Consider the following 22,390-nt stretch of genomic DNA (forward strand, 5'->3'; position numbering starts at 1 on the left):
CAAGATTGAATCGACTGCCGGGCGAGCCTTCGGTGTTTGTTTTCTGAAGCTCCATCCTTGGGTTGCGGTTTCCGTTGCCGACAAACAAGGGTTTGGCAGCGTTGCAGCTCCCGGGGTGAGTCCACCCCTCCAGGAGGAGCCCCTGAGGAGGCTGCATCTGACCACCTCGAGTTCGCGCTCACCTCAATTTTTTCCAATCCTTTTCATTTAGAAGTTTAGGAGTTGCAGCACCGTGGAAGCCCAGCGCAAAGAACGGATTCTCGTGGTCGATGATGAGGCCAGCATCCGCCGCATTTTGGAGACCCGCCTCTCGATGATCGGGTACGACGTGGTTACTGCTGCCGACGGAGAGGAGGCGCTGGAGGTTTTTCGCAAGCAGGATCCTGACCTGGTGGTGCTGGATGTGATGATGCCGAAGCTGGATGGCTACGGGGTCTGCCAGGAGTTGCGCAAAGAATCCGACATCCCGATCATCATGCTCACGGCGTTGGGGGACGTGGCCGACCGCATTACTGGCTTGGAACTGGGGGCAGACGACTACGTGGTTAAGCCGTTTTCGCCCAAAGAACTGGAGGCCCGCATTCGTTCGGTGCTGAGGCGGGTGGCGCGGTCGTCCCATGAAGGGATCCCCAGCTCAGGGGTAATTCAGGTGGGGGATCTTCGCATCGATACCAACAAGCGGCAGGTTTACAAGCGGGACGAGCGCATCCGCCTGACGGGGATGGAGTTTAGTTTGCTGGAGCTGCTGGTCAGCCGGTCGGGGGAGCCGTTTTCCCGCGCCGAGATTTTGCAAGAGGTGTGGGGCTACACGCCGGAGCGCCACGTGGATACGCGGGTGGTGGATGTCCACATCTCGCGGCTGCGGGCCAAGTTGGAGGATGACCCGAGCAACCCTGAGCTTATCCTGACAGCCCGCGGTACCGGCTATCTGTTTCAGCGCATCGTTCCAAAAGGCGAGGAGTAGGACGGGATCCCCCTTAGTAGCTCTTCCAGGGCTGCCCGCACCTGTTGCAGCACACCAACCCAGTTGCCGCGGGCTTCTTGGCGGAATAGGCGCATCACCCTGGGGTACCAGGGGCTGTCTTGCCGCTGCAGTAGCCAGCGCCAATCAGCGGCAAAGGGCAGCAGCACCCACACCGGCTTGCCCAGCGCCCCAGCCAGGTGGGCAACGGCAGTATCGACGCTAATTACCAGATCCAACTGGGCAACTGCCCTAGCAGTATCAACAAAATTCCGGAAACGGGATCCCAGCTCCACCACCTGGTGCTGCTTGAGAAGGGGTTCTACCTGGCTTAGATCTTCACCCACCTGCAGGCTAACCCACTGCACCTGGGGCAGATTAAGGTACTCGAGGAAGAGGTTAAGAGAACAGCTTTTTAACCTCTGCACCCGGCTGAGGGCGAGGTCGTCGCGGCGGCCACTGGCCCACACCAGCCCCACCTTTATCCCCCTCTGGGGAAGCTCTGGCCAATCTTCCGGCCAGGCGGAGCTCCCATCGGGACAAACCAGATAGGGGATGCGGTCGGGAATTGTCTCCAGCGTGGTGCCCAGGCGATGGGGCAGGCTAAGCAAGGGCAGGTGCCAGTCGAAGGGGGGCAGGGGATCCGTATCGGAAATGACCTGGACTTGAGGAAAGGAGGCTCGCAGCAACTCGACTAGGGAGTGAGGGCAGCGGAAATAGAGGGAGGCCTGCGGATGGGCGGCGGCCAAAAGGGGCAGGTAGCGCGCGAACTGAATTGTGTCTCCCAGCCCTTGTTCGGCGTAGACAAGCAGCGTCTGCCGGCCCAAGGGGGATCCCGTCCACAGGGGCAAAGGGAAGCAGGGGTAGGCCGCTCCCTGGCGCTGCAGCCGCCACTCGTACTCCTGCCACCCCTCCTCGTAGCGGCCCAGGGTGAGCAGGGCCGTGCCCAGGTTGTAGTGGATCTCCGGCCAGTCGGGGGCCAACTGCAGGCCGCGCCGATAGGCCTCGATAGCGGCCTCGAGTCGGTTTTGCTCTTGCAGGACGGTGCCCAGGTTGTTGTGGGGCTGCGCCTCCCCTGGCAGCAGCGGGATGGCCCGTAGCAGACAGTCGGCGGCCTCCTCCAGGCGATCTTGCAGGTGTAGGCAGTGGCCGAGGTTGACGAGGATCCGCCCCTCCTGCGGCGCCAGGACAAGAGCGCGGCGAAACCAGGCTTCGGCTTCTGCAAGCTGGTTGTCGAATAGGAGGGCATTGCCCAGAGCTGCCAGCGCATAAGCCTGAGGAGGTTGGGCCGCTGCCGCCTGTCGCAGCACTGCAATCGCCTGCTCCCGTTTCCCCAAAGCCAGCCAACAACTGCCCAACCGGAAGAGCAGTTGCCCGTCGTTAGGGGCAAAGGCCAGCCCCTGCTTGTAGGCGCGCGCCGCCTCCTCCGGGTTGCCCAGCAGCATCCAGGCATCGCCCAGCTCCTGCCAGGCCGGCACCCAATCTCTCCGTAGGTGCAGCGCCAGTTGCAAAGGGGTCAAAGCTTGGCGGGGATCCCCCATCTGCAGATAGAGGGATCCCAGCAACGCCTGGGCGGCGAACAGGTGGGGATGGGCCCGGGTAAGCTGCCGGCAGAGGTGCAGTGCTGTCTCCAGATCCCCTGCTTGTCGGTGGCGCTCGGCCAGCGCCAGGGTCGCCTCTGGGGAAGGGAAGGGGGATAGACCGGAGCCTCTTCCTAGGCCTTTTGGCCCAGCCGTCTGCCGGTCGCCCTTTCCTCGCCCAAAGCCCTGTGGCACGGTTTTTCCCTTGGTGGATCCCTTTTTTGCCCTTCCCGCCGGTATTCAGCAACAGCGGGACATCTCCCTACTCAGGTTAACAGTTCAGGTGAATAGGACGTTCTTGACAGAGCGTTCCTACCCCCCCGCTCCTGAATCGGGCCATCCTCGGCGCTTGCCTTGCGAGGGCTCAGTTGCGGCGAAACAGGCTGTCTAAGTAAATACGGGCAGCGCGCCGATCCGTGTCTCCGCTCTGGAGCAGGAATAACGAGAGCGCTGCCGTTACGACCCGATCTTGATCCCAATCGGGGTGACGAGAGAGGTAGTTTTTGAGGGTGTCGTGTAGCTCCTCGGGAATTTCGCTCAAAATGCTGACGGTGGGAGAATCCATAGCCCAACCACCTACTCGGGGTTAACAGGGAAACCAAGAAAACCTAAGGAGCCGGCCAAAACCGGGCCTGCCCAGAAGGGAAAAAACAAGCCAACCCAGCTCTCTAACTTGGGTACGCCGGGGGCCGCATCGGTCCCGCCAAAAGCAAGACAGTGTGTAGAAGTTTGCCCCTAGCCCGTCCGGCAGCGGCCAGAGGATACCAAACTGCCCCTTGGCCTTGTCTCAGGCAGGAGAAGGGATAGAGTTTTTGGGCAAAGGGTTCTTTGCCTCTGAGGAGAGCTGCCAGGAAAATCTCCCCCTCACCTCAGGTGCGGCTATTCTGCCCTCTGCCCCATGGGGGGTGTCAATCCTGGGCAGCGGCTCCAAGTTTGTTCAAGCCCGCCGCCGGCTTTGATGCCATCGGCAAAAACGGCGCGATCCCGTTGCGTTTCTCAAGGTGTATCCGTCTGAACTTTCCAGTTTGGACTTTTCCACAAAAACCCTCGCTGCCGTTTCCTGAGGTCACAGGCCTGTGGAAAACAGGCCTCCTCTCTGTGGAAAGTCTGGGGAAAACCTGTGGATTTCTGAGAAATCTAAATTTGTCCAAAAATTTTTCTCGCGAGCCCCCTCAGGGCCACTCGACCCGGTAGCGCAAAAACAGCTCCTTAGAGCCACGGTGGCACTCCAGCAGCTCCAGTTGGGGCGGGGATCCCTGCAGCTGCCAGCCCTCGATGCTGGCGGGCGCATCGGCATACCCACTCAGCAGCACCGGCGCCAGGGTCACCCACAGCTCATCCAAGGCCCCTGCCTGCAAAAACGCCCCCAAAAGCCGGCCCCCGCCCAGCAACCCCACCCGTTCGATGCCCAAACTGCGCAGGCGCGCCAGCCGTGCCGGCAGATCCCAATCGGCAGCCACCCAGATCTCTTCAAAGCCGGTTCGGTTCTGCCAAAGCCGGGATCCCTGGGGAGTTGTCCACAGCCAGCGGGTGAGGGGCTGGCGAAAAAACGGCAAATCCTCAGGAATCTCCCCGCTGCCGGAGCAGATGATCGTCAGGGGCTGAGGGGAGAGGCCCTGCTGGAGTCGGCGTTGGATGAGCTCGGGATCCCGGATGCGCAGGCTGGTGCCGTAGGCCCGCAGCGTGGCCGCCCCCATGATCAAAGCCTGTTGCCGGGCAGCTTGGGTTTCCAGGTGCTGGTGGTCTTCGGCGCTGGCGAAGTGGGGCCTTTGCCCGCGGTGGGTGGCGATCCTGCCGTCCAGACTCTGGGCCAGGATGGCAACCACGTGAGGACGAGCTGTTTTCAAAGGCAACTCTCGAACAATTGGCCAGAATGGAGTTAGAAGTTGTCGCCCCGGCTGCCGCTTCGGTTCTGGGGTCGCCTCAGCCGGATAAGTATGCTCGGGACATTCCAATCTTCCACCATCCGCATCGAGGTCGAGGCCAGTTCCTCGACCTTGCAGCGCTGCTTGACCGAGGTGGGGCTGTTGCAGCAGTGGCTCTGGCCGCAGCAGTTGCAGGGATCCCTGCCCGCTAGGCTGGAGCTGGGCAGCACCTTTGCCGTCCAGTGGGGCCCCGTCTCGATCACGCACCAGGTGGAAACCCTGCTGCCGAAACGGCTACGCCTACTAATGTGGGGCGGAGCCGATGGCTACTGCGACTGGATGTGGGGCAACGGCTGGGTACAGCTCCGGGTTGAGGCCGTCTCCCTCCTGCCCCTTGGACTGGGGCAGTTGCTGCTCCTGAGGCAGTTGCAACAGTTTGCCCGACGCCAAGAACAACAGCCCTCCTGAGCAGGAATTAACCAAAGCGGGCGCTGCAATAAAATCCGTGGATCCGCGGTTTATCGAGCTAACTTGTAGGTTTAAATCTCCCTTCCTCAAGGGTTTTCTGCTACGAGAGATGTACTAGATTTACTAGTCACAGCGAAGGAGCCCGATGAACCCTCCCCTAGCTGCAGCCGACCAGGAAAAGTTTGAGATCCGTTTGGGGGAAGCCCTCAACAAAGCGGGGTTGCTCACCCCCGCCCAGTTGGCTCAGGCCATGTGGGAAAAGGCGGATAACCCCTTGATGTTGGGGGAGCTGTGCATGCAGCACGGCTGGGTTGCCCCGCAAGATCTCTATCCCTTTATCCCGGTCGAGTTGGTGCGCATCGGCGAGATCCTGGTGCTGCATGGGTATCTGGAACTGGAGCACGTGTATCAAGCTTTGCTTCAGCAAAAGCACCACCCCGAGCGCAAGTTGGGGCAGATCCTGGTGCAGCAGGGCTGGGTGCAGCCCCACTGGTTGGAGTGGGCCCTCGACAAGCAGCAGCAGCTCCGGCGACGGCGAGGAGCTGCCAACAGTTGGGAAGTGATGCTGGAGCAGTGGTCCACCATTCCGGATCAGCCCCCCCTCTACGCTTCGCCGCTGCAGGTGGCGCAGCAAGTTCACAAAGCTACCGCGCAATACCAAGCCCGACTGGAGCACTACCAAGAGCAGGTTGCCGCCCTAGAAGCGCAACTGGAGCGGGAGCGACAGCAGCTCGTTGAGTCTCAATCCCGCCAGCAGCAGCAGCAACAGCGCATTGCCGAGTTGGAAGCCCAACTGGCGGCTCAAATCCAGCAGGGATCCGAGCAACACAGGGCTGCCCAGCAGCGCATTCAGGAGTTGGAGGAGCAGCTCCGAGCGCAGCAAGATCGGGGATCCGCGCAAGTCCAGGCACTGGCCGAGCAGTTGCAAGCTGCCCAGGCCGAGCTGGAGACCCTGCGGCGCCACTGCCACGAGCTGACGGAATGGCAATCTCAGGCCAAGCTCAAGCTGCAAGAGTTGGGATCCCGGCTGCAGCAGCATCAGCAAGCTGAGGCTCAACTGCGCCAGGCTCTTGAGCACAAGGAAGCCGAATTGGCCGCTCTCAGCCAATCGCTGCAGGAGCAGCAGCACCAGCTTCAAGTGGCCCAATCGACGAAGGCCCGCCTCATTGCCGACCTGGCCCACGCCCGCCAAGAAGCCAGCCAGACCATCCACCGGCTGCGGGGGGAACTTCAGGAAGCCCAGACCCAACTCCAGGTAACTCAAGAACGCCTGCAGGAAGTCCAAGCCCAACTGCAAGCCACCCAAAGCCATCTGCAGTCCACCGAAGCCCAGCTCCAACAGGCCCGAGAGCAGGTGCGCCAGCTCCAGGCCCAAGTGCAGGCCAACCGGACGCCGTCGCCTGCCCCGGCTACCCAAACTGCGAGCGTGGCCGAATCGACCGCAGATGCCGAGCTGCCGCCTCAGGAGTATTTGGGAGAAGAAGATCTGGAAGCGCTGCAGCGGGCCAACCCTTGGGTGCGGCGGATCTTGACCCAGTTGCGCGCAGCCGGTCTCCTCGACAACGCCGGCATCGAAACCGTCCTCCACGCCTGGGAAACAGAGGGCGGCACTTTCACAGACGTGCTGACCCACCACAGCGGCCTCAAGCCGGAGACAGTCAAGTTTTTCAGCGAAGACGGCTACTCTGTCTACCTGGCAGGCGGACGGCACGTGGCCGACTACCTTAAGGCTTCGGGGCTGGTCAGCGCCGCGCAAATCCAGCAGATCCAAGAGCACCTACCCCCTGGGGGATCCCTCTGCCAGGCGCTTGTCGAAGCCGGGATCCTGTCGCAAGCCACCGCCCTCTATTTTGAGCGCCACTTCGGTGGCAAAAAGCCCCGTCGCTCCCTGCGGCAAGAGCTGATGTTGTGAGAGCGGATCGGGGATCCGCACCTCTTTCCCATCTCTTGCACCGGCAAGGGATCCAAAGGCAAATACGGGCTGCCGGCAGACCCCATGCGTCCACTGGAGACTAGGAACTAGAATGGACTCAGAATCAACAGCGACCGATTTTTGGCTGTTGAGAAAGTTGAATGTGACCTAGGTATCCAGATGTTGTCCTGAGTTCTGCTGCTATGACCACGGAAGCTCCCACTCGACCTGCTCAGCAGTCGTCTCCGTCGAGAACCCGGGTTCGCCAGCCCTACCCCCACTTCAAGGTGATCGTCTTGGATGACGATTTCAACACCTTTCAGCATGTTACCGAATGCTTGCTCAAGTACATCCCCGGCATGACCCTGCCCCTGGCACGGCAACTGACCGTGCAGGTGGATGCCGAAGGGCAGGCGGTGGTTTGGGTCGGCCCGCAAGAGCAAGCAGAGCTCTACCATCAACAGTTGCTGCGGGAGGGCCTGACGATGGCCCCCCTGGAGCCGGCCTGAAGCACGAGCTGCTCGTAGCTGCGCTCAACGGCGGCCAGTAGCTCTGCCTGGCCCCAGCCGGCATAGAGGCTGCTGACAATGGCCAGCCCACCCGCCCCCACCCCTTCCTTGACATAGCCCCGCTCGTAGGCCCGGAGGGGGGCATAGCGGCTTTGGGCAAAGCTGAGTTGGGTGGCCAAAAGGGGAACCTCGCCCAGCAGCTCCGCCAAACCCACCGTATTGCCCGAGGGATCCTCGGCCACCCAGCGGGTGGTACCTATGGCTACATTCTCCGGGGGCCAGGGGATCCCTTGCTCTTCCCCCCAGCGCCGCATCAGGGCCAGCACCGCCAGCATTTGGGTGCCGCCCGCCAGCAGCACCGGCCCCCGCTGGGCTGCCGCCATCGCCAGCCCGGCTACAAAAGGCTGCATCGGATCCCCCACAGCGGCCACCACCTCTGGGGCGGTAGCCCTGGCGGGAAGTCTGGCCAATCCCTGCCGGGCCAAGGCCAGCTTTTGGGCGTGGTTACAGACCGGGTGGCTGCTGTTGACCATGCCCTCTGCTTGCCAGCCCAGCCCCAACAACACTGCCAGCGCCGTGGTGGTGCCTCCCGCCACACATTCTCCGATGACGCAGTAGCTCGACTCCAGCCGGGATCCCCGCTCATACCCCTCCTGCCACAGGGATCCCACCTGCTCCAAAGACAGAGCCTGCCCTGTGCTCAAGCAGCGGGCTATTCCCCTGGCGCTGACCGTTTCTGCCCCCGGCAGAGGCTCCGGCAAACCACAGTCGAACACGCGACAGGGGATCCCCAACTCCCTCAGGACGGCGCGGCTGATCACCACCGGTGAAGGATAGCCATCGGGAGAGGTGGGCAGGCGGTGAGAATAGTCCCCCAGCAACACCTCTCCATCGGCAAGGGCCGTGTAGCGCCGCAAGGAGGGCGTGGCGCCGGCAGCCGAGATGCCGGGAATAAGGGCCGTTTCCGTAAACCCCAGGCAGGCCAAAAACAGCGGTCGGGATCCCTGCACCCGTTGGCACCACTGCTGGGCCAAAGACGGCTGCGTATAAGCCTTCACACCAGGAAAGGGGAACATAAGCGGGGCAGACAGGTCAAAACTCCATTCTCCACCCAAGCGAAGGACGGGATCCCGTACTGGCCGGAAAACGGCAGGGACTGCGACCCCCCAACCCGATCGGATAGGATGGGTATACCCAATGCAGTTTATTTAGGGCAGACGAAAGGCCATGAGCTTCTTCGACTCGGAGATCGTTCAAGAAGAAGCCAAGCAGCTGTTTCAGGACTTCCAAAACCTGATGCGACTTGGCGAGCGCTACGGCCAATTCGACCGGGAAGGCAAAAAAATCTTCATCGAGCGAATGGAAGAATTGCTGGAGCGGCAGCGCATTTTCATGAAGCGGCTGGAGCTCTCCGACGACTTTATGGCTCAGATGACCATCAAACAACTGCAAACCCAGCTTGGGGGGTTTGGGCTCACCCTCAGCCAAATGTTCGACCAAATGCACCAAACCCTAGAGCGCATGAAAGCCGAGGCCGACGCCGAGCGCTAACCTTGCTGGTGACCCCTCAGAACGAAAAGGGATCATGTCCTCCTCCCGCCAGACCCGCAGCCAAAAACTGATCCTGGAAGTCTTGAAGCAGAGCTTGCGGCCCCTCTCGGCCCAAGAGATCTTCCTGGAGTTGCGCAATGCCAACCATAGCGTTGGCTTGGCCACGGTCTACCGGGCTTTGGAGGCTCTGCGCAACGAGGGCAAGCTGCAAGCGGTCAACTTGGGAGATCAGCAGACCTACTATCAGGTTTTGCCCAGCAACGGCCACAACCGCCATCACCTCATTTGCACCGAATGTCGGCGGGTGGTGCCTCTGCCGGATTGCCCAGTGGGAGACCTGGAGGAGCAGCTTGCCAGCCGCTACCAATTTGTCATCGAGTACCATGTGCTTGACTTCTACGGCATCTGCGCCGAATGCCGTGGGGAGAGCAGCTCCAACCCTGGCTCACAGCGATCCTCTTGCCTTGAGGCCAAACCGCAATGATGAACTATCTCTGGACGCTGTTGATCGGATTGGCGGGCGCCCTGATTGCAGTCAAGCTGAGGCTGCCGGCAGGAGCTTTGGTGGGTTCGATGGTAGCAGTGGGTTTGGTCAATGTTTGGGGAGCGATCCCGATCCCCACTCCCCCAGCCGGGATCCGCTTTGTCATGCAGGTGGTGCTGGGCATTCTTTTGGGCAGCAAGCTCACCGCCGATACGCTGTTGGCCTTGAAAGATCTGTGGCGACCGGCCCTGCTCTGTACGGTGATTGCGGTGGGCACGGGAGTTTTGTCGGGGTACTTGATCTCCCGTTGGCTGGGGATCGAGCGCCTGACCGCCATCTTGGGCACCGCTCCGGGAGGCATTTCGGACATGAGCCTGATAGCCCTGGACATGGGGGCGCAAGCCAGCACGGTGGTGGTCATGCACCTGGCCCGCCTGATCAGCGTCATCGTGGTCGTCCCCTGGCTGGTACGGCTGCTGATCCAGCCGGGCACCAGCTAGGAACATCCCTAGAGCAGAGACATGGGGTGGGCTAGACTAAGGAGCGATACAGAACTTAACAACTCAACCTCCGCCTTGGAACTTTTCCCTTCTTCACTCACCTGCCATGGCGACGCTGCGGGATCCCCTTGGAGCGCTGCCCTCTGTTCTAACGTCTCCTCTGGCCAAGGCGATTGGTGGCCCCTGCAACTGTATTGGCAGGGGGAGGCAGATCCGCTACAGCCTGAGTTGGTGCAGGTGGATCCTGTGTTGCGCTTGCTGCTTTTGGGGGATGGCTTGACCACCCGCACTCTGGCTGCCTTGACCCAAGAGCCGATTCAGGCCCATCTGCTCGACACGGGCCGGGTCGAGCTGCTGGCAGAGCAGAGCGCCGCCCCCCAGTCCATGCAACGGCTGACCAAGGATCTGGCGCGGCTGGGATCCCCCTTGCTGCGGCGGCGGGTTTGGCTGTGTGGAGCAACCTCTCAGCAGCCCTTGCTCTATGCCACCTCTTGGTGGAACGCGGAACATCTGGCTCAATACTTGCCCCATCCCGATTTGCCCATCGGCCAGAATCTAATCCAAGAAAAACTGGAGACCTTTCGCGAAGTGCGTCGCCTCTACTATGGCGAAGCCGAGCCAGTTGCCCGGCTGCTCAACTGTCGCGGCCCTTTTTGGGCTAGGCATTATCTTTTGCTGCACCGAGGCCAGCCTTTGACTGTTATTTACGAAGTTTTTTCTTCCCGCCTACAGGCCAGGGTCTTGTCGGGCTAGGGCGACATCCAGCGGCGCACGGCTGCGGTGACTGCGGCTGCCACACCCGGATCCGACTGGGCGCTGGCAGAGATGCGGTGATAGTCCTCTGGGGTCAGTTGATGGGCGGCGATGATCTTGGCGGCTGCGGTTTCAAACTGTTGTTCAATTTGCCGACGTTCCTCGCTGCCCTTGGCCTGCTGCAGGCGAGTTTGGGTGGCCGCCAGAAGGGGCTGCACCGCCAGCAGAGCGCGGGCGAAGCGGTCGACCTGCTCTGGGGAAGGCTTCAAGAAGTCTTCAGAAGGGGCGGCTGGGGCCGAGATCCTCCTTTCCGAGGCGTTGCCCGTCTCGGATGTCTGGGGGACGGTGGCCAGGGAGGGATCCGCGTTGCCGGACAACTGAGGGGCGCCAACAACAGCCGTTTTGCCGGCCACATCCAAACCTTGGGCCGGGATGCGAGCATTCCAAAGGGCCAAGCTTGCCAAACAGAGAGCAGCTCCGCTCAAGACAGCGCTCAAGAGGGCCAGCCAACCGGCAGGGGCCACGGTCGGCTGCGGCACCGGCAAAGGAGAAGGCTGGAGGCTGAGATCGTAGGCCCGGCGCTGCCGGCTGTCGCTGAGGACGCGGTAGGCCTGTTGGAGCTGAAGAAACTCTCGCTGGGCCAATTGCCGCAACCCCTCGGGGAGATCGGCAGGCAGACGATCCGGATGAATCTCGCGCACCCGCCGGCGGTAGACGGCTTTGATCTCCTCCAGGCTGGCTTGGGGAGAAAGCCCCAACTGTTGGTAGTAGGTGGGGAAAACAGACGGAGTAGACATGGAAGACTCAGCTAGAAAACCATCGCCTCGGCAAGTGGGGATCCCTCTCTGTCGCCCAGCATATCCTCCCCGTTTCGGGAAAGCTGCTGGCCCATGCGTGGGGGCTTGCGGACAGGCTTTCCAGGGATGATTCTGGGATCCAGAACAACTTTCTCAAGGGATCCCTGTTTAGAAGTCCCAGAAGCGAGGGGATATGGTCTCAGAGCGCCCACCCTGGCAGCAGCGGCATCGACCGGAGCGGCGGCTGAGCAGGTGCAGCGGCAGACCCACCCGCCTGGCGCGGGATCTCCTCACCGGCTGGAGCTGATGCCGCGCCATACCCGACGCGATTGCGATGGGGATCGGGTAGAGGTGGGCCCACAGTTGAACATCTGGGCGGGCGTTTGCAAGTACGAGCTGAAGAACTTGCACGATCCGGAGTTGCAATGGCTGGCCGCCGAGCTGGGCTGCTGGCTGCAGGTTTCGGTCGAGAAGAAGGTATAGCGGTTAATCCAAGTAGGCGCTCAGCTCCTGCTCCAGGGTGGGCAACTGCACCTCTCCTCGTTCCAGCTCCTCTAGGTCTTGCAGTTGCCTGCGCAGGCGGGCAATCCGCTCTCGTAGATACTCTTTGATGCCCTTGGGCCCCAGGCTGAGGCAACTGCGGCAGATCTCGCCGTAGATTTGGCCGCGGTCGTTATAGACCACCGCCAGCAACACCTGCTGCCCCTTTTTTGGGATAGGGGCGGCCCATCCACCGCAGACGATGCAGGGCACCCGGCCATTGCCCCCGTAAATGCTGCGTTCCCAGACAACTCTCACGCGCGGCCTCACTGCAACTTTCGCCCACCAGCATAAAAACTCAGGGGGATCCCTTGCCACCCCGGAGCGCTCGCCAACTCCCCTCTCCCTTTGGGAGAGGGGTCGGGGGTGAGGGCTGGGAGAGGGGCCGGGGGTGAGGGTTGAAAAGGGATCCCTAAAGTCTAGGTGCCAGGCGAGGTGGGCCGAGAGCGATCGATGGTGCGATAGGTGAGGCTGGCCGCTACCTCCAGAGCTTTGGCGGCGTCGCGGAAGTAAAATCCCAGCTCCTCATCCTTTTCGGTGCGGTTGGGTTTATTGAACTTGGCCTTGAACTGCACATTGCAATACATGGCCAACCCCACCAAAACCTCCGACAAACCGTGCTGGTTGATCAGCCGCTCCACATCTGTAAGCAGGCTTTTGATTAGGGCATCGGCTACCGGTTCTGGCAAACTGTCCAGGTCGTGCATCGGGTTTCCTCAGCAAACGAGATGGAGAGCCGGTGGGTCTGGGATCCCGGCTCAACTTCTCCTGATTTTCCTGCATCTTTTTGGGAATGCCCAATCCTGTCGCTAACGCTGCTGCCCCTGCCGGAGCCCCAGGGTAACAACTGGAGGGCTCCCTGGCCGCCTGCTCCAGGCGACGGGCAAGCTCTTTGGAGCCGGGATGCCGCACGCGGTTCAGGTGAAGCAAATAGGCGTACGGCGCATCTGTTTTTGGAGCTTCCCCGCAAGGGACAATGCGAAAATAGGCCAAGCGCAGCGTAGAGTCCAGGTTTGGAGTGGAGCCATGCCGGTAGCTTCTGAATATGCCTTTCCCTTCGAGCACCACCAGAAGTTTTCCCTGGATAACCCCACCATCTCTAGCCCCGGCGTTTCCAAACGGGAATACGTGGCCAGCAGGGTGTTGCAGGGCATGCTCAGCAATCCCCAAACTGCCATTGGCAATCTCTCGCCTGAGCAGCGACAGGCTTTGGTCTACACGGCAGTGTTGTTGGCAGATGAGCTTTTGGCCGCCCTTAGTGCCCAGTGAGGGCTCCCGGCAAGGCTCAGGGCTGACCCAGCCACAGACCGCTAAACCCAAGGGTAAGCAGCGTCAGGGGCAGGCCAAAGCGGAGATGTTCCCCGAACGTTAACACATACCCCTTTCTAGCTGCCGCTTCGACGGTAATTAAATTGGCCACTGCCCCAAACAGAGTCAAGTTACCGGCCAGCGTAGAGCCGGCAGACAGCAACAGCCAGGCCGTCTTTCCCTGCAGCGGGAGCAGCGACTGCAGCAGCAGCACCGCCGGCACGTTGGAGATGAGGTTGGACAAGAGGGCGACAGCGGCCAGCAGCGCCAACGGGGATCCCGCCACCTGCTCCGCCCAGGGCCCCAGACTCGTTCCCCAGCCGGCCAGCAGCTCTCGGGTTGCCCGTGTCAGGATAAACAGCCCGGAGAACATCACCAGCAAGTTCCAGTCCACCTGCCCCAAAAACCGCTCCGGCTTCAGCCGGCGGGTAATCAGCAGCAAGGCCGCCGCCACCAGGGCCGACTCCGCTAGGGGCAGGCCGGCCACAAAGGCCCCAAACAGGCCCGCTGTAATGGCCACGCTCTTGCGCAACAGGGGGGGATAGAGGCGCAGCGGCGTCCAAGGCACCTGGGCGAAGGGCTGCAGCGAGCGCACCTCGGGGTAGTAGAGCCACAGCAGCCCCACCTCCAACAGCAGCCCCACCACGGCAATCGGGGTCATCTGGGCGGCAAACTCCAGGTAGCCGATCCCGGAGAAGGAGCCGATGAGGATGTTCTGCGGGTTGCCGCTCAGGGTGGCTACAGACCCTAGGTTGGTGGCCGCCGCCAAGCCCAAGAGGTAAGGAATAGGGTTCAGCCCCAGCACGGCTGTCACCTGCAACGTGAGGGGGGTAAACACCAGTGCCAGGGTATCGTTGAGGAGAAAGGCCGAGAGCAGCCCGCTGCCGAACACCAGCATGAGCAAAAGGCCAAAGGGACTGCGGCTAACCCGAATCAGGCCCAGCAAAGCTAGCTGGAAGGCGCCGCCCTGGGACAAGCTGGCGTTCACCACCATCATGCTGAGGAGAAAGACAATCGTGGTCGCGTCGATGGCTGCCCAAGCCTCCAGCAGCGGCACTGTTCCTAGGGCAATCAGCAAAGCGGATCCCGCCAGGGCAATCGTGGCCCGGTTCATGCGCAGCCTGGGCAGGGATCCCAGCCCCAGCCCGACATAGCTCAGGAGCAGCACCAGCCAAGACAGCGCTTGTTGCACCTGCCAGCCTCTTAGCCACCCCTAGAACTCGTAGCCAAATAGGCGCGGATCCGCCGGCTGCAAGTCCAGATCCGCCAGGCCGTATTCCGCCCAGCGGCGATCCACCAGACGGGCCACTTGCGGATCCGGGGCAAGCGGTTGCCGCCAGGGGGTGTCGGTTTCCGGGGGGATCTTGGTGGTGGCATCGATCCCCATCTTGCCCCCCAGACCCCGTTTTTCGGTGGCAAAGTCCAGGGCGTCAAAGGGGTTGTCCGGCAGAATAAACACATCCCGCTGCGGATCCACCCGCGAACACAGGCACCAGAGCACCTGCCGCGGATCCCGCACATTGATGTCCTTGTCCACCACGATGACGAACTTGGTGTAGCTAAACTGGGGCAAGGCGCTCCAAAAAGCCAGGGCCGCCCGCCGCGCCTGGCCGGGATAGGCCTTGTCGATGGACAGAATCGCCACCTTGTAGCCCAAGCCCTCCATGGGCAAAAAGAAATCCACGATCTCCGGCACCTGCTGCCGCAGAATGGGGGTGTAAATGCGGTTCAGGGCCAGCGCCATCATGTCGTTTTCTTTGGGAGGCTTGCCGCTGAAGGTGGTGAGGTAGATGGGATCGCGGCGGTGGGTGAGGCAGTGGAAGCGGATGAGCGGAGCTTGCTCGTTGCGAGGGCCGTAGTAGCCGATGTGATCCCCGGCAGGGCCGTCGGGGGCCACCTCCCCTGGCGTGATGGTGCCCTCCAGAACAATCTCGGCGTGGGCCGGCACCTCCAGATCCACCGTCTTGCAGCGGGCCAGGTGTAACCCTTCGCCGGCGTAGAGGCCGGCAAACAGCCACTCCGACAGATCCACCGGCAGGGGCGTAGCCGCCGCCAGGATCACGGCGGGATCCACCCCGATGGCCACTGCCACTTCCAGCTTCCGGCCCAGGGCCGCCGCCTTGCGCAAATGCCGGGTGGCCCCCCGCACCGACAGCCACTGCACCGTCATCGTGTTGCGGCTCTGGAGCTGCAGGCGGTACACCCCCACATTGGGAATGCCATTTTCCGGGTCTTTGGTAACCATCAGCCCCAAGGTCAGCACCCGCCCGGCATCGCCGGGATAGACCCGCAGCAGGGGCAGTTGGGTGAGATCGACCGCCTCACCCAGCAGCACCACCTGCTGACAGGGGGGGAAGAGATCCCGGCTGGGTCGAGCTTGGAAGACTCGGAACAGCGCCTGCCCCAGCTCCAGGGCCTGGGCAAAATTTTTGGGCGGGCGCGGCTGGTAGAGCAAGGCCAGTTTTTTCCCCAGCTCCTCCAGCTCCCGCGGCTGCTCCATCCCCAGCGCCCAGCAGATGCGCTCCACCGTGCCCAAAACGTTGATCAGCAGGGGCATCGAGGATCCCTTCACCCGCTCAAACAGCAGCGCCGGCCCCCCGCAGGCCAAGAGGCGATCGGCGATCTCGGCAATTTCCAGGTCGGGATCTACTTCTGCTGAAATGCGGCGAAGCTGGCCACGGGACTCCAGCAGGGCGATGAAACGGCGCAGATCTCTGGGCATGAAGGGAGCACTCGCGGGGATGAGGATCTCGCTAACTTACTTGTCGCGGCTGAGGGCCAGGCCGCTCATGAAAGGCTTTTGCAGGGCAATGAACACCACCAGCGGCGGAATACTGGCGATGATCGCCCCCAGCATCATGGGGCCATAGGAGGCGGAACTATCCAGGTTGAGCAGGGATTGCAGCCCCACCTGCACCACCTGCCGCTCCCGGCCTTGCACGATCAAGCGGGGCCACAGGTACGTATTCCAAGCGTAGACGAAGTGAATCACCGCCTGGGCTCCGATGGCGTTCCAGCTCAGGGGGATCAGCACCTGGGTGAGAAACTGCAGCGGGTTGGCCCCGTCCAGTTGAGCCGCCTCCGCCAGCTCGCGGGGGATGTTGGAAAAATGTTGGCGAAACAAAAACGTCGAGGTGGCGCTGGCCAGAAAGGGCACGATCAGGGCGTAGTAGGTGGATCCCCAGCCCAGGTTGGTGACCAGCCGCAGCAGAGCGATGATCAGAATTTCTGTGGGCATCATCAGGGTAATGAGCACAAAGCCGAAGGCCAGCCCCTTGCCCGGAAAGCGAAAGTAGACAAAGGCCAGCCCCGCCAATAGTGACAAAACCGTTTTGCCCACCGTGATGGCCGTGGCCACGATGGCGCTGTTGACCATGTAATGGCCTAGGTGACGCGCCACCATCACCTGCTGCCAGTTAAAGGCCAACGAGGAGCCAAAGGTCAATTGATAGCGAAATACCTCGGCATTGTTTTGGGTGCTCACGATCAGCGCATACAGCACCGGAAACCCCAGCGCCAAACAGGCCAGCCACAGGCCTAGGTGAACATACCAGCGCTCCGGGATCCAGCGCCGCCAGGACAAGGGAGAAGCCTTTTGGCGCACGGGGCTGGGCTGGGCGGCTAGCGACTGCGGATCCTGCAACAGTTGAGCCATGACACCTCCAGGCAGGGGACGCTTTTGCCCTCTCTGTTGAGGATAATTCGTCAGGGTTAACCCCAGGCTAAAAAGGCCGATCTGACCTGGGTTTCCAGCTTGGCGGGTACTTTTACCGACAAGAGGAAAGGGGTAGAGTAGAACAGCAGTGTCTAGAAGAGGATCCCATGACCCGAGGCTTTGGTCCCTTCGGCAAAATCCAAGAAGCCCTCAAGAAGGCCCAAGAGGTGCGCGACGGCGCTCAAAGGCTGCAAAAAGAGCTAGAAGAAATGGAGATCGTCGGCGAGGCCGGCAATGGGCTAGTGAAGGTGACAGTGAACGGCAACCAGGAGCCCCTCAAGGTCTCTCTGGATCCCCAAGTGCTCCAGGAGCCGGTGGATGTGGTGGAGGACTTGCTCCTGACGGCGATGGTGAACGCCTACACTCAGTCCGCCGAGACGATGCGCAAGCGCATGGAGGAGCTGACCGGAAACATCAGCCTGCCGGGGTTGGGGTTGGGCTGATCCCGGCCAGCCTGGCTTCCTATGTACACTCGCCCTTTGGCTCGCCTGATCGAGGAGCTGCAGCGCCTGCCCGGCATTGGCTCCAAAACAGCTCAGCGCCTGGCCTTGCACTTGCTCAACCGGCCTGCTGGCGAGGTCGAGGCCCTGGCCAAAGCCCTGCTGGAGGCTAAGCAAACCGTTAAGCATTGCTCCATCTGTTTTAACTGGTCGGCGGAGGATCCCTGCGAGATCTGTCGCTCGCCGCAGAGGGATCCGTCGACCTGGTGCGTAGTGGCCGATGTCAAGGATCTCATCGCCATGGAGCGCACCCGCGAGTTCAAGGGCCTTTACCACGTTTTGGGGGGTCTGATCTCGCCCATGAACGGGATCGGGGCCGAGCAGTTGCGCATCCGCGAGCTGGTGGCCCGGGTGGCGCGGGAGAAGCCCCAAGAGCTGATCTTCGCCCTCAGCCCTAGCGTGGAGGGGGAGGTCACTATGCACGTGGTTAAAGATTACCTGAAGCCGGTTGCCCCCGGCCTGCGCATGACCCGTCTGGCCTTTGGCCTGCCCATGGGATCCGAGTTGGAGTATGCCGACGAGGTTACCCTGGCCCGTGCCCTAGAAGCGCGGCAGGAGTTTTAGGCCCAGGTAACTGCGGGCTGGGCTTGCCCAGAGCAAGGTGTCCAACCCTGAAGTTGTTGCTAAGGTGAGGACCACGGGTCTTGTCATGGGATCCCGGCACTTACCTGAGGTCAAGAAAGTTCAACCAGCAACGCGGAGAGGGCAGCGATGGCGGATACGGCACAAACTCACCTCAGCTCAGGCACCGTCCAGGGGCTGGACTATGTAGTTCTGGGAGTGGCCTCTTGCTTCCAACGGGATGAGGACGGTCGCCTCAGGGAGGTGTTGGTGGCCGAGCCGGTTCCCGCCGCCGCCCTGGATTGCCTGGCCCAAGAGCGCCGCAGCACTTCCTACTGCCTTCTCTACGCCACTACTTACGCAGAAGTTGTCGACAACGGGATCCCGACTTTGCCCGCCGATGTTTTCCCGCCAGGGGTGGTGCTGGGAGAAGATTTTGTGGAGCGGCTACAAGCGGCGGCCCGTACGTACCGCAGCAAGCCCCAATTTCGTCACATCCCTCTGCACCAGGTCTGCACGCCAGAGAGGGGGGTGTTCAAGCTCCATTTCAGCGCTGAGCCGCGGCGGATTCTCAATGCGGCAATGGAAGTGAGGGATGCCGACAACATCAAGCAGCACCCCCACACCCATCAGCATTTCTAAGCCCGCTAGCAGCTATCGCTACCACATCCCTGTTGCCGAAACTAGGCAAATACATCGAGTCCCACCTCAGGGCCTACCCTTGGAAGAGCAGTTTACAGTGGCTCTCCGAGCATGATCAGAGAGCAGGTGAGGCGTTCTAGGAGGCGAGTGGTCGTGTCGCTGAAGGATAGGCTCCCGCTGGGGTTGCGCCGACGAAAAGAGGGCAGCACCACCAGGTCAAATCCTTGGGCCTCCTGCAAGAGGGTTTTGACGACCTCGTCACTGGCCAAGACCTTGACCTGGACGGGGTAGCCCAAGTCTGGCTGTTGGGCTAGGGATAAAAGCTGCGCCTCCAGCCACTGGCGATCGCTTTCGGGGGTGCTGGCGAAGCAGATGTGAAGCAAGGTAACTTCTCCCTGGCTGGCGGCGGCCAAGATCTGGGCTAGGCGCACCGCCCGAGCCGTCTGCGAGCGAAAGTTTTCCAGCACCACCAGGATCCGCCGCAGCTTGTGGGGGGGATGGAGCAGGCGTGCTACGGCAACTGGGCAATGGGCAGCCCAGAGGACGCTGTTGATGACGCTGCCAAAGAGGCGGGCCTGTAAGCGGGTGGGATCGCTCCAGCCCATGACGATGAGGCTGGCGTTCTGCTCACGGCTGGCGTGGCTGATCCCCTGGGCCACGTGGCTGTCGATGCGGCAGAGAGGGGTGACCTCCACCCCAAAGGGCCGACAAAACTCCGTCGCCCGCTTGAGGAGGTGGTCTCCGTGCTCCAGGGAAGTTTGCAGCAAGGGAGAGTCCATGTGCAGGTGGCCGGTCGCCACCGAGAGGGGAACCACCCGCCCGCCCTCCTGCTTGGCCAGGAGGCAGGCCATCTCCAGCAGGTTTTCCTCGGTTTCGGGATTGGCCAGCGGCACCACGACCACGTAGGGCTGGGGAGGCGGCGCTGCGGAGGCGGGAGCGACTCCTGGTGGAGATGGGAACCGACTCTGTTCCTCCTCCATAGCCATTTGCGTGGCCGCCCGACTGGTCAAAATTGGGCCCAGGGTGGCCGTTACCAACATCAACACCACCACGCTGTTGAGCACGTCTGCATTGAGCAACCCCACGCGGTACCCCACCAGGGTTGCCGCCAAGGTAGCCGCCACCTGGGGCAAGGAGAGCGACCACATCATCAGCTTTTGGGTCGGGGTGTAGCGGTAGAGCCACTGACAGAGTTGGGCAGCAGCGTACTTGCTGAGGCCCAGCCCCAGCAGGATACTCAACAGCAGCCAAAGGGAGCTAAGGGTCTGCAAAAAAGCGCGTAGATCAAGCAACAGCCCTATATCCACAAAGAAGACGGGGATGAACAAGATGCTGCCGACAAAGACGATCTTTTCTTTGACAGAGCCCTCCCGCAGCACATCGTTCACGGCCAGCCCCGCCAGAAAGGCGCCGATGATCTTCTCTACCCCAATCCACTGCGCCCCCAGAGCCGCCACAAACAGAGCCAGCAGCACAAACAAAAATTGGTTGCCCTCTTCGCTGCCGGTGACCCGAAAAAACCGCTGCCCCAGCCAGTCCACCCCAAACAGCACAGCAGCCGCATACAGCAGCAGGGATCCCAGCAGCCGCACCAAGCTCCAGAGGGAAAACTCGCCGCCGTGGATGCCGACACAGACCGCCAAGACCAGCAGCGCGGCAATGTCGGTGAAGATGGTGCCGCCGATGGTGACCAGCACCGCCTCGTTTTTCACCAGACCGTAGCGGCTGACGATGGGGTAGCCCAGGGGGGTGTGGGAGGCAAACAGGGATCCCAGCAGGATGGCCGCGTTCCAGCCAAAGCCAAACAGCCGCCCAATGGCGGTGCCCACGGTTAGGGGAATGGCAAAGGTCAACAAGCCAAAGGTGGCAGAGCGGTTGCGGGTCTGCCGAAATTGCTCCAGGTCGATCTCCAGCCCGGCCACAAACAGCAAATAGACCACGCCGATCTCCGAGAGCAACTGCACCGTCGGCAGCTCTGAAGTCAACAGGTTCAGTCCCTGAGGACCCAGGGCGATCCCCGCCACCAAAAGGCCCACCAACCCCGGCAGGCGCAGCCGCTCAAATAGCGGCGGCACCACCAGGATCACCCCCAGCAACAGAGCAAAGGAGAGGATGGGCTCCTCTTGCACAAGTGAGCGTATGGCCTCCATCGGCTAGGCCCCCGGCTGGACGTCTTCCTGATTATGGAGGCAATCTGCCCAAAGGGCCGCAAGGAGATCTGGCCAGCCCCAACCCACCCTCTCTTGCCTGGGGAAGTTCCCGCTGGCAATACCGACTTGTGCCAGCTCTGGATCCTGCAGCAGGGATTTCTTCCAGAACTCGGCAAGCCTTAGAGAAACTGGTGGCTTTCCGGCTGCAACACCACCTCGTTGGGCACGGCATTGGCAGGCATCGTCAGGACAAAGCGAATCGCCTCGGCAGCCGTGGCAGGGCTGAGCATTTTGTCCCGCTGCACCTTGAGGCTGATGGGATCCCAGAAGGGGGAGTCGATGCCGCCAAAGTAAAACAGAGTAAAGCGTACCCCAAAGCGCTTCAGCTCGTCAGCCATGCACTTGGTAAAACCGACCACGCCAAACTTGGCAGCACAGTAGGCAGAGGCCATGGCCATGGGGTGGCGGCCCAGAATGCCGGGGAAGTTGAGGATGTGGCCGGATTTTTGCTCCCGCATGGCGTTGGCCACCAGTTGGCTGGTGTAGAAGCTGCCCTTGAGGTTGACCGCCAGCATCTGCTCCAGGTCAGCGGGGGTAATTTGCGGGGCAGGTTTGAGGATGCCGGCGCCGGCGAGGTTGATTAGCCCATCGATCCGCCCGTGCCTCTGCAGCGTTTGGGTCACCAGCGCCTCGACCTGGGCGTAGTCGGTTACATCTGTGGGGATCCCTACTCCAGAAGCAGCCCCGAGGGCTACTGCTTTCTCGGCCAAGGTGGCTAGGGGCCCTTCTCGCCGCGCCGCCAGCACCAGATGGGCTCCGGCCTGGGCCAAGAGAGGCACAAGGGCACTGCCAATTCCCCCTGTGGCCCCTGTAATGAGAACAACCGCCTGGGACAATGAGGAAGACACGTTACGTTTTTTAAACTCTTCCTCTCATCATACCCAGGGAGTGGCCTTGAGGGACGATCCAGAGAGTTAAACGCGACGCAGCCGCAGTCGTTGCACCCATTCTTCCCCGAAGCGCAGCCAGTCTGCCATTTTTTCTGGACTCACCTGTTGGTCGTCCCGCCAAACAATAAGCTGCGGCCCGGATCCCTCAGCGCAACAAGGAGGATGCTGCTCCAAGAAGCTAAGAAACCTAGGATGGAAGCGCAGGCGAATCTTAGCCTCATCTTCTCCGCGCAAAAGGTAGCTGCGGGAAAACCGAGGGTGGCCCTCGAAGTTGATATCTTGCATGCCAAAGGCTTTGGCAATGTCATGAAACAGGGGAATATTCGGATGTAGCCGAAAATGAGGTAGCCGTAGGTCTTCGCAATAGGCCCAGAAAACAGACTGGCAATGAGTGCCGCGACTCTTGCCCCAGACAATCCTGCGACTCTTGCCCCTGCCGCTGGGGTACCTATACTGATAGTCAAAGGCACCGATCTCAGTTCCATCGATTAGCCGCTTGGACATTGAGTTGTAGAAACGTCGATCGTAGCCTTGTTCAAATAGTTTAAAGCCTGCCTGAAGCAAGCGGGAGCGGATCCCTTCGGGTAGCTCTGCTGAAAACGACATGCCCAGGCTCCTGGCCACCTGCTCCAAAGCTTCCCGAC

At 61.5% G+C, this 22,390-nt stretch carries 26 protein-coding genes; 13 read left to right on the plus strand and 13 right to left on the minus strand.

All coding sequences use genetic code 11. From position 1 onward, the window contains the following. Positions 1-232: 232 nt before the first annotated feature. Entirely contained in the window at positions 233-964 is a 732-nt protein-coding gene (locus tag SYN63AY4M2_RS00895) for a response regulator transcription factor RpaB (protein WP_011430241.1), read from the plus strand. Here the strand turns inward: SYN63AY4M2_RS00895 and SYN63AY4M2_RS00900 are convergent. The 3 genes from SYN63AY4M2_RS00900 to SYN63AY4M2_RS00915 form a co-directional block, all read right to left on the minus strand. Continuing rightward, positions 934-2,736: a tetratricopeptide repeat-containing glycosyltransferase family protein gene (locus SYN63AY4M2_RS00900; protein ID WP_011430240.1), complete on the minus strand. Its 1,803-nt coding sequence runs from the start codon at positions 2,734-2,736 to the stop codon at positions 934-936. The two genes, SYN63AY4M2_RS00895 and SYN63AY4M2_RS00900, sit on opposite strands and share 31 nt — an antisense overlap. A gap of 169 nt (positions 2,737-2,905) precedes the next feature. Then, entirely contained in the window at positions 2,906-3,106 is a 201-nt protein-coding gene (locus tag SYN63AY4M2_RS00905; protein ID WP_011430239.1) for a DUF2811 domain-containing protein, read from the minus strand. A 607-nt stretch (positions 3,107-3,713) separates the two neighbouring features. Continuing rightward, entirely contained in the window at positions 3,714-4,367 is a 654-nt protein-coding gene (locus SYN63AY4M2_RS00915; RefSeq protein WP_240527369.1) for a dihydrofolate reductase family protein, read from the minus strand. Positions 4,368-4,478: 111 nt separating this feature from the next. Here SYN63AY4M2_RS00915 and SYN63AY4M2_RS00920 point away from each other — a divergent pair, with 111 nt between their 5' ends. The 3 genes from SYN63AY4M2_RS00920 to clpS all read left to right on the plus strand — a co-directional run bounded on the left by SYN63AY4M2_RS00920 (position 4,479) and on the right by clpS (position 7,295). Next, on the plus strand, positions 4,479-4,874 hold the full coding sequence (locus SYN63AY4M2_RS00920) for a hypothetical protein (RefSeq protein ID WP_099812140.1): 396 nt from the start codon (positions 4,479-4,481) through the stop codon (positions 4,872-4,874). 145 nt (positions 4,875-5,019) lie between these two features. Beyond that, positions 5,020-6,786, plus strand: a complete 1,767-nt coding sequence (locus SYN63AY4M2_RS00925; protein ID WP_240527370.1) for a hypothetical protein — start codon at positions 5,020-5,022, stop codon at positions 6,784-6,786. A gap of 203 nt (positions 6,787-6,989) precedes the next feature. Continuing rightward, entirely contained in the window at positions 6,990-7,295 is a 306-nt protein-coding gene (clpS, locus tag SYN63AY4M2_RS00930; RefSeq protein WP_011430234.1) for an ATP-dependent Clp protease adapter ClpS, read from the plus strand. Here the strand turns inward: clpS and cobT are convergent. After that, positions 7,244-8,371 (minus strand): nicotinate mononucleotide-dependent phosphoribosyltransferase CobT, encoded by a 1,128-nt coding sequence (gene cobT, locus SYN63AY4M2_RS00935; protein WP_011430233.1) that lies wholly within the window; start codon positions 8,369-8,371, stop codon positions 7,244-7,246. The two genes, clpS and cobT, sit on opposite strands and share 52 nt — an antisense overlap. Positions 8,372-8,522: 151 nt before the next feature. Between cobT and SYN63AY4M2_RS00940 the strand changes: the two genes are divergently transcribed. From SYN63AY4M2_RS00940 to SYN63AY4M2_RS00955, 4 genes are all read left to right on the plus strand, one after another. Then, positions 8,523-8,846, plus strand: coding sequence for a DUF1825 family protein (locus SYN63AY4M2_RS00940; protein ID WP_011430232.1), 324 nt, complete (start codon positions 8,523-8,525; stop codon positions 8,844-8,846). A 34-nt stretch (positions 8,847-8,880) separates the two neighbouring features. Beyond that, the gene (locus SYN63AY4M2_RS00945; protein WP_011430231.1) at positions 8,881-9,330 is read left to right on the plus strand and encodes a transcriptional repressor; all 450 of its coding nucleotides are present in this window, start codon (positions 8,881-8,883) and stop codon (positions 9,328-9,330) included. Continuing rightward, positions 9,327-9,830, plus strand: coding sequence for an AbrB family transcriptional regulator (locus SYN63AY4M2_RS00950; RefSeq protein ID WP_228375487.1), 504 nt, complete (start codon positions 9,327-9,329; stop codon positions 9,828-9,830). Before SYN63AY4M2_RS00945 ends, SYN63AY4M2_RS00950 begins: the two co-directional genes overlap by 4 nt. A gap of 75 nt (positions 9,831-9,905) precedes the next feature. Then, positions 9,906-10,583: a chorismate pyruvate-lyase family protein gene (locus SYN63AY4M2_RS00955; RefSeq protein ID WP_240530465.1), complete on the plus strand. Its 678-nt coding sequence runs from the start codon at positions 9,906-9,908 to the stop codon at positions 10,581-10,583. Here the strand turns inward: SYN63AY4M2_RS00955 and SYN63AY4M2_RS00960 are convergent. Continuing rightward, positions 10,580-11,380 (minus strand): DUF4168 domain-containing protein, encoded by an 801-nt coding sequence (locus SYN63AY4M2_RS00960; protein WP_099812143.1) that lies wholly within the window; start codon positions 11,378-11,380, stop codon positions 10,580-10,582. The genes SYN63AY4M2_RS00955 and SYN63AY4M2_RS00960 overlap by 4 nt on opposite strands. A gap of 306 nt (positions 11,381-11,686) precedes the next feature. On the opposite strand from SYN63AY4M2_RS00960, the gene SYN63AY4M2_RS13695 reads away from it, so the two are divergent. Beyond that, positions 11,687-11,863 (plus strand): hypothetical protein, encoded by a 177-nt coding sequence (locus tag SYN63AY4M2_RS13695; RefSeq protein WP_168174238.1) that lies wholly within the window; start codon positions 11,687-11,689, stop codon positions 11,861-11,863. A gap of 3 nt (positions 11,864-11,866) precedes the next feature. Here the strand turns inward: SYN63AY4M2_RS13695 and SYN63AY4M2_RS00970 are convergent, their stop codons facing one another. Then, positions 11,867-12,178, minus strand: a complete 312-nt coding sequence (locus SYN63AY4M2_RS00970) for a hypothetical protein (RefSeq protein WP_011430227.1) — start codon at positions 12,176-12,178, stop codon at positions 11,867-11,869. Positions 12,179-12,339: 161 nt separating this feature from the next. Further along, complete coding sequence (locus tag SYN63AY4M2_RS00975; RefSeq protein WP_011430225.1) at positions 12,340-12,627, minus strand: hypothetical protein; 288 nt, start codon at positions 12,625-12,627, stop codon at positions 12,340-12,342. Positions 12,628-12,946: 319 nt separating this feature from the next. Here SYN63AY4M2_RS00975 and SYN63AY4M2_RS00980 point away from each other — a divergent pair, with 319 nt between their 5' ends. After that, positions 12,947-13,189: a hypothetical protein gene (locus tag SYN63AY4M2_RS00980; RefSeq protein WP_041438297.1), complete on the plus strand. Its 243-nt coding sequence runs from the start codon at positions 12,947-12,949 to the stop codon at positions 13,187-13,189. A 16-nt stretch (positions 13,190-13,205) separates the two neighbouring features. Here SYN63AY4M2_RS00980 and SYN63AY4M2_RS00985 read toward each other — a convergent pair whose 3' ends face one another. From SYN63AY4M2_RS00985 to SYN63AY4M2_RS00995, 3 genes are read right to left on the minus strand one after another with little or no spacing between them, the layout of a single operon-like run. Next, positions 13,206-14,420, minus strand: a complete 1,215-nt coding sequence (locus tag SYN63AY4M2_RS00985) for an SLC13 family permease (RefSeq protein WP_011430221.1) — start codon at positions 14,418-14,420, stop codon at positions 13,206-13,208. A gap of 21 nt (positions 14,421-14,441) precedes the next feature. Next, positions 14,442-15,950, minus strand: coding sequence for a UbiD family decarboxylase (locus SYN63AY4M2_RS00990; protein ID WP_099812145.1), 1,509 nt, complete (start codon positions 15,948-15,950; stop codon positions 14,442-14,444). 36 nt (positions 15,951-15,986) lie between these two features. Further along, a complete protein-coding gene (locus SYN63AY4M2_RS00995) occupies positions 15,987-16,883 on the minus strand; it encodes a carbohydrate ABC transporter permease (RefSeq protein ID WP_011430219.1) in 897 nt (298 codons plus the stop codon). A gap of 167 nt (positions 16,884-17,050) precedes the next feature. Here SYN63AY4M2_RS00995 and SYN63AY4M2_RS01000 point away from each other — a divergent pair, with 167 nt between their 5' ends. The 3 genes from SYN63AY4M2_RS01000 to SYN63AY4M2_RS01010 all read left to right on the plus strand — a co-directional run bounded on the left by SYN63AY4M2_RS01000 (position 17,051) and on the right by SYN63AY4M2_RS01010 (position 18,646). Then, positions 17,051-17,386, plus strand: coding sequence for a YbaB/EbfC family nucleoid-associated protein (locus SYN63AY4M2_RS01000; protein ID WP_011430218.1), 336 nt, complete (start codon positions 17,051-17,053; stop codon positions 17,384-17,386). A gap of 21 nt (positions 17,387-17,407) precedes the next feature. After that, positions 17,408-18,007, plus strand: coding sequence for a recombination mediator RecR (gene recR / locus SYN63AY4M2_RS01005; RefSeq protein ID WP_011430217.1), 600 nt, complete (start codon positions 17,408-17,410; stop codon positions 18,005-18,007). Between the two features lie 147 nt (positions 18,008-18,154). Next, positions 18,155-18,646: a hypothetical protein gene (locus SYN63AY4M2_RS01010; protein ID WP_011430216.1), complete on the plus strand. Its 492-nt coding sequence runs from the start codon at positions 18,155-18,157 to the stop codon at positions 18,644-18,646. Between the two features lie 92 nt (positions 18,647-18,738). Here SYN63AY4M2_RS01010 and SYN63AY4M2_RS01015 read toward each other — a convergent pair whose 3' ends face one another. The 3 genes from SYN63AY4M2_RS01015 to SYN63AY4M2_RS01025 all read right to left on the minus strand — a co-directional run bounded on the left by SYN63AY4M2_RS01015 (position 18,739) and on the right by SYN63AY4M2_RS01025 (position 22,352). Beyond that, positions 18,739-20,796 carry a cation:proton antiporter gene (locus SYN63AY4M2_RS01015; protein WP_011430215.1) on the minus strand — a complete coding sequence of 686 codons (2,058 nt, stop codon included), beginning with the start codon at positions 20,794-20,796 and terminating at the stop codon, positions 18,739-18,741. A 179-nt stretch (positions 20,797-20,975) separates the two neighbouring features. Further along, positions 20,976-21,704, minus strand: a complete 729-nt coding sequence (locus tag SYN63AY4M2_RS01020) for an SDR family oxidoreductase (protein ID WP_240530466.1) — start codon at positions 21,702-21,704, stop codon at positions 20,976-20,978. A 66-nt stretch (positions 21,705-21,770) separates the two neighbouring features. Beyond that, the gene (locus SYN63AY4M2_RS01025; protein WP_099813189.1) at positions 21,771-22,352 is read right to left on the minus strand and encodes a hypothetical protein; all 582 of its coding nucleotides are present in this window, start codon (positions 22,350-22,352) and stop codon (positions 21,771-21,773) included. Positions 22,353-22,390 lie beyond the last annotated feature (38 nt).

This window comes from Synechococcus sp. 63AY4M2 (assembly GCF_002760475.1).
In the GTDB taxonomy this organism is placed as follows: Bacteria; Cyanobacteriota; Cyanobacteriia; order Thermostichales; family Thermostichaceae; genus Thermostichus.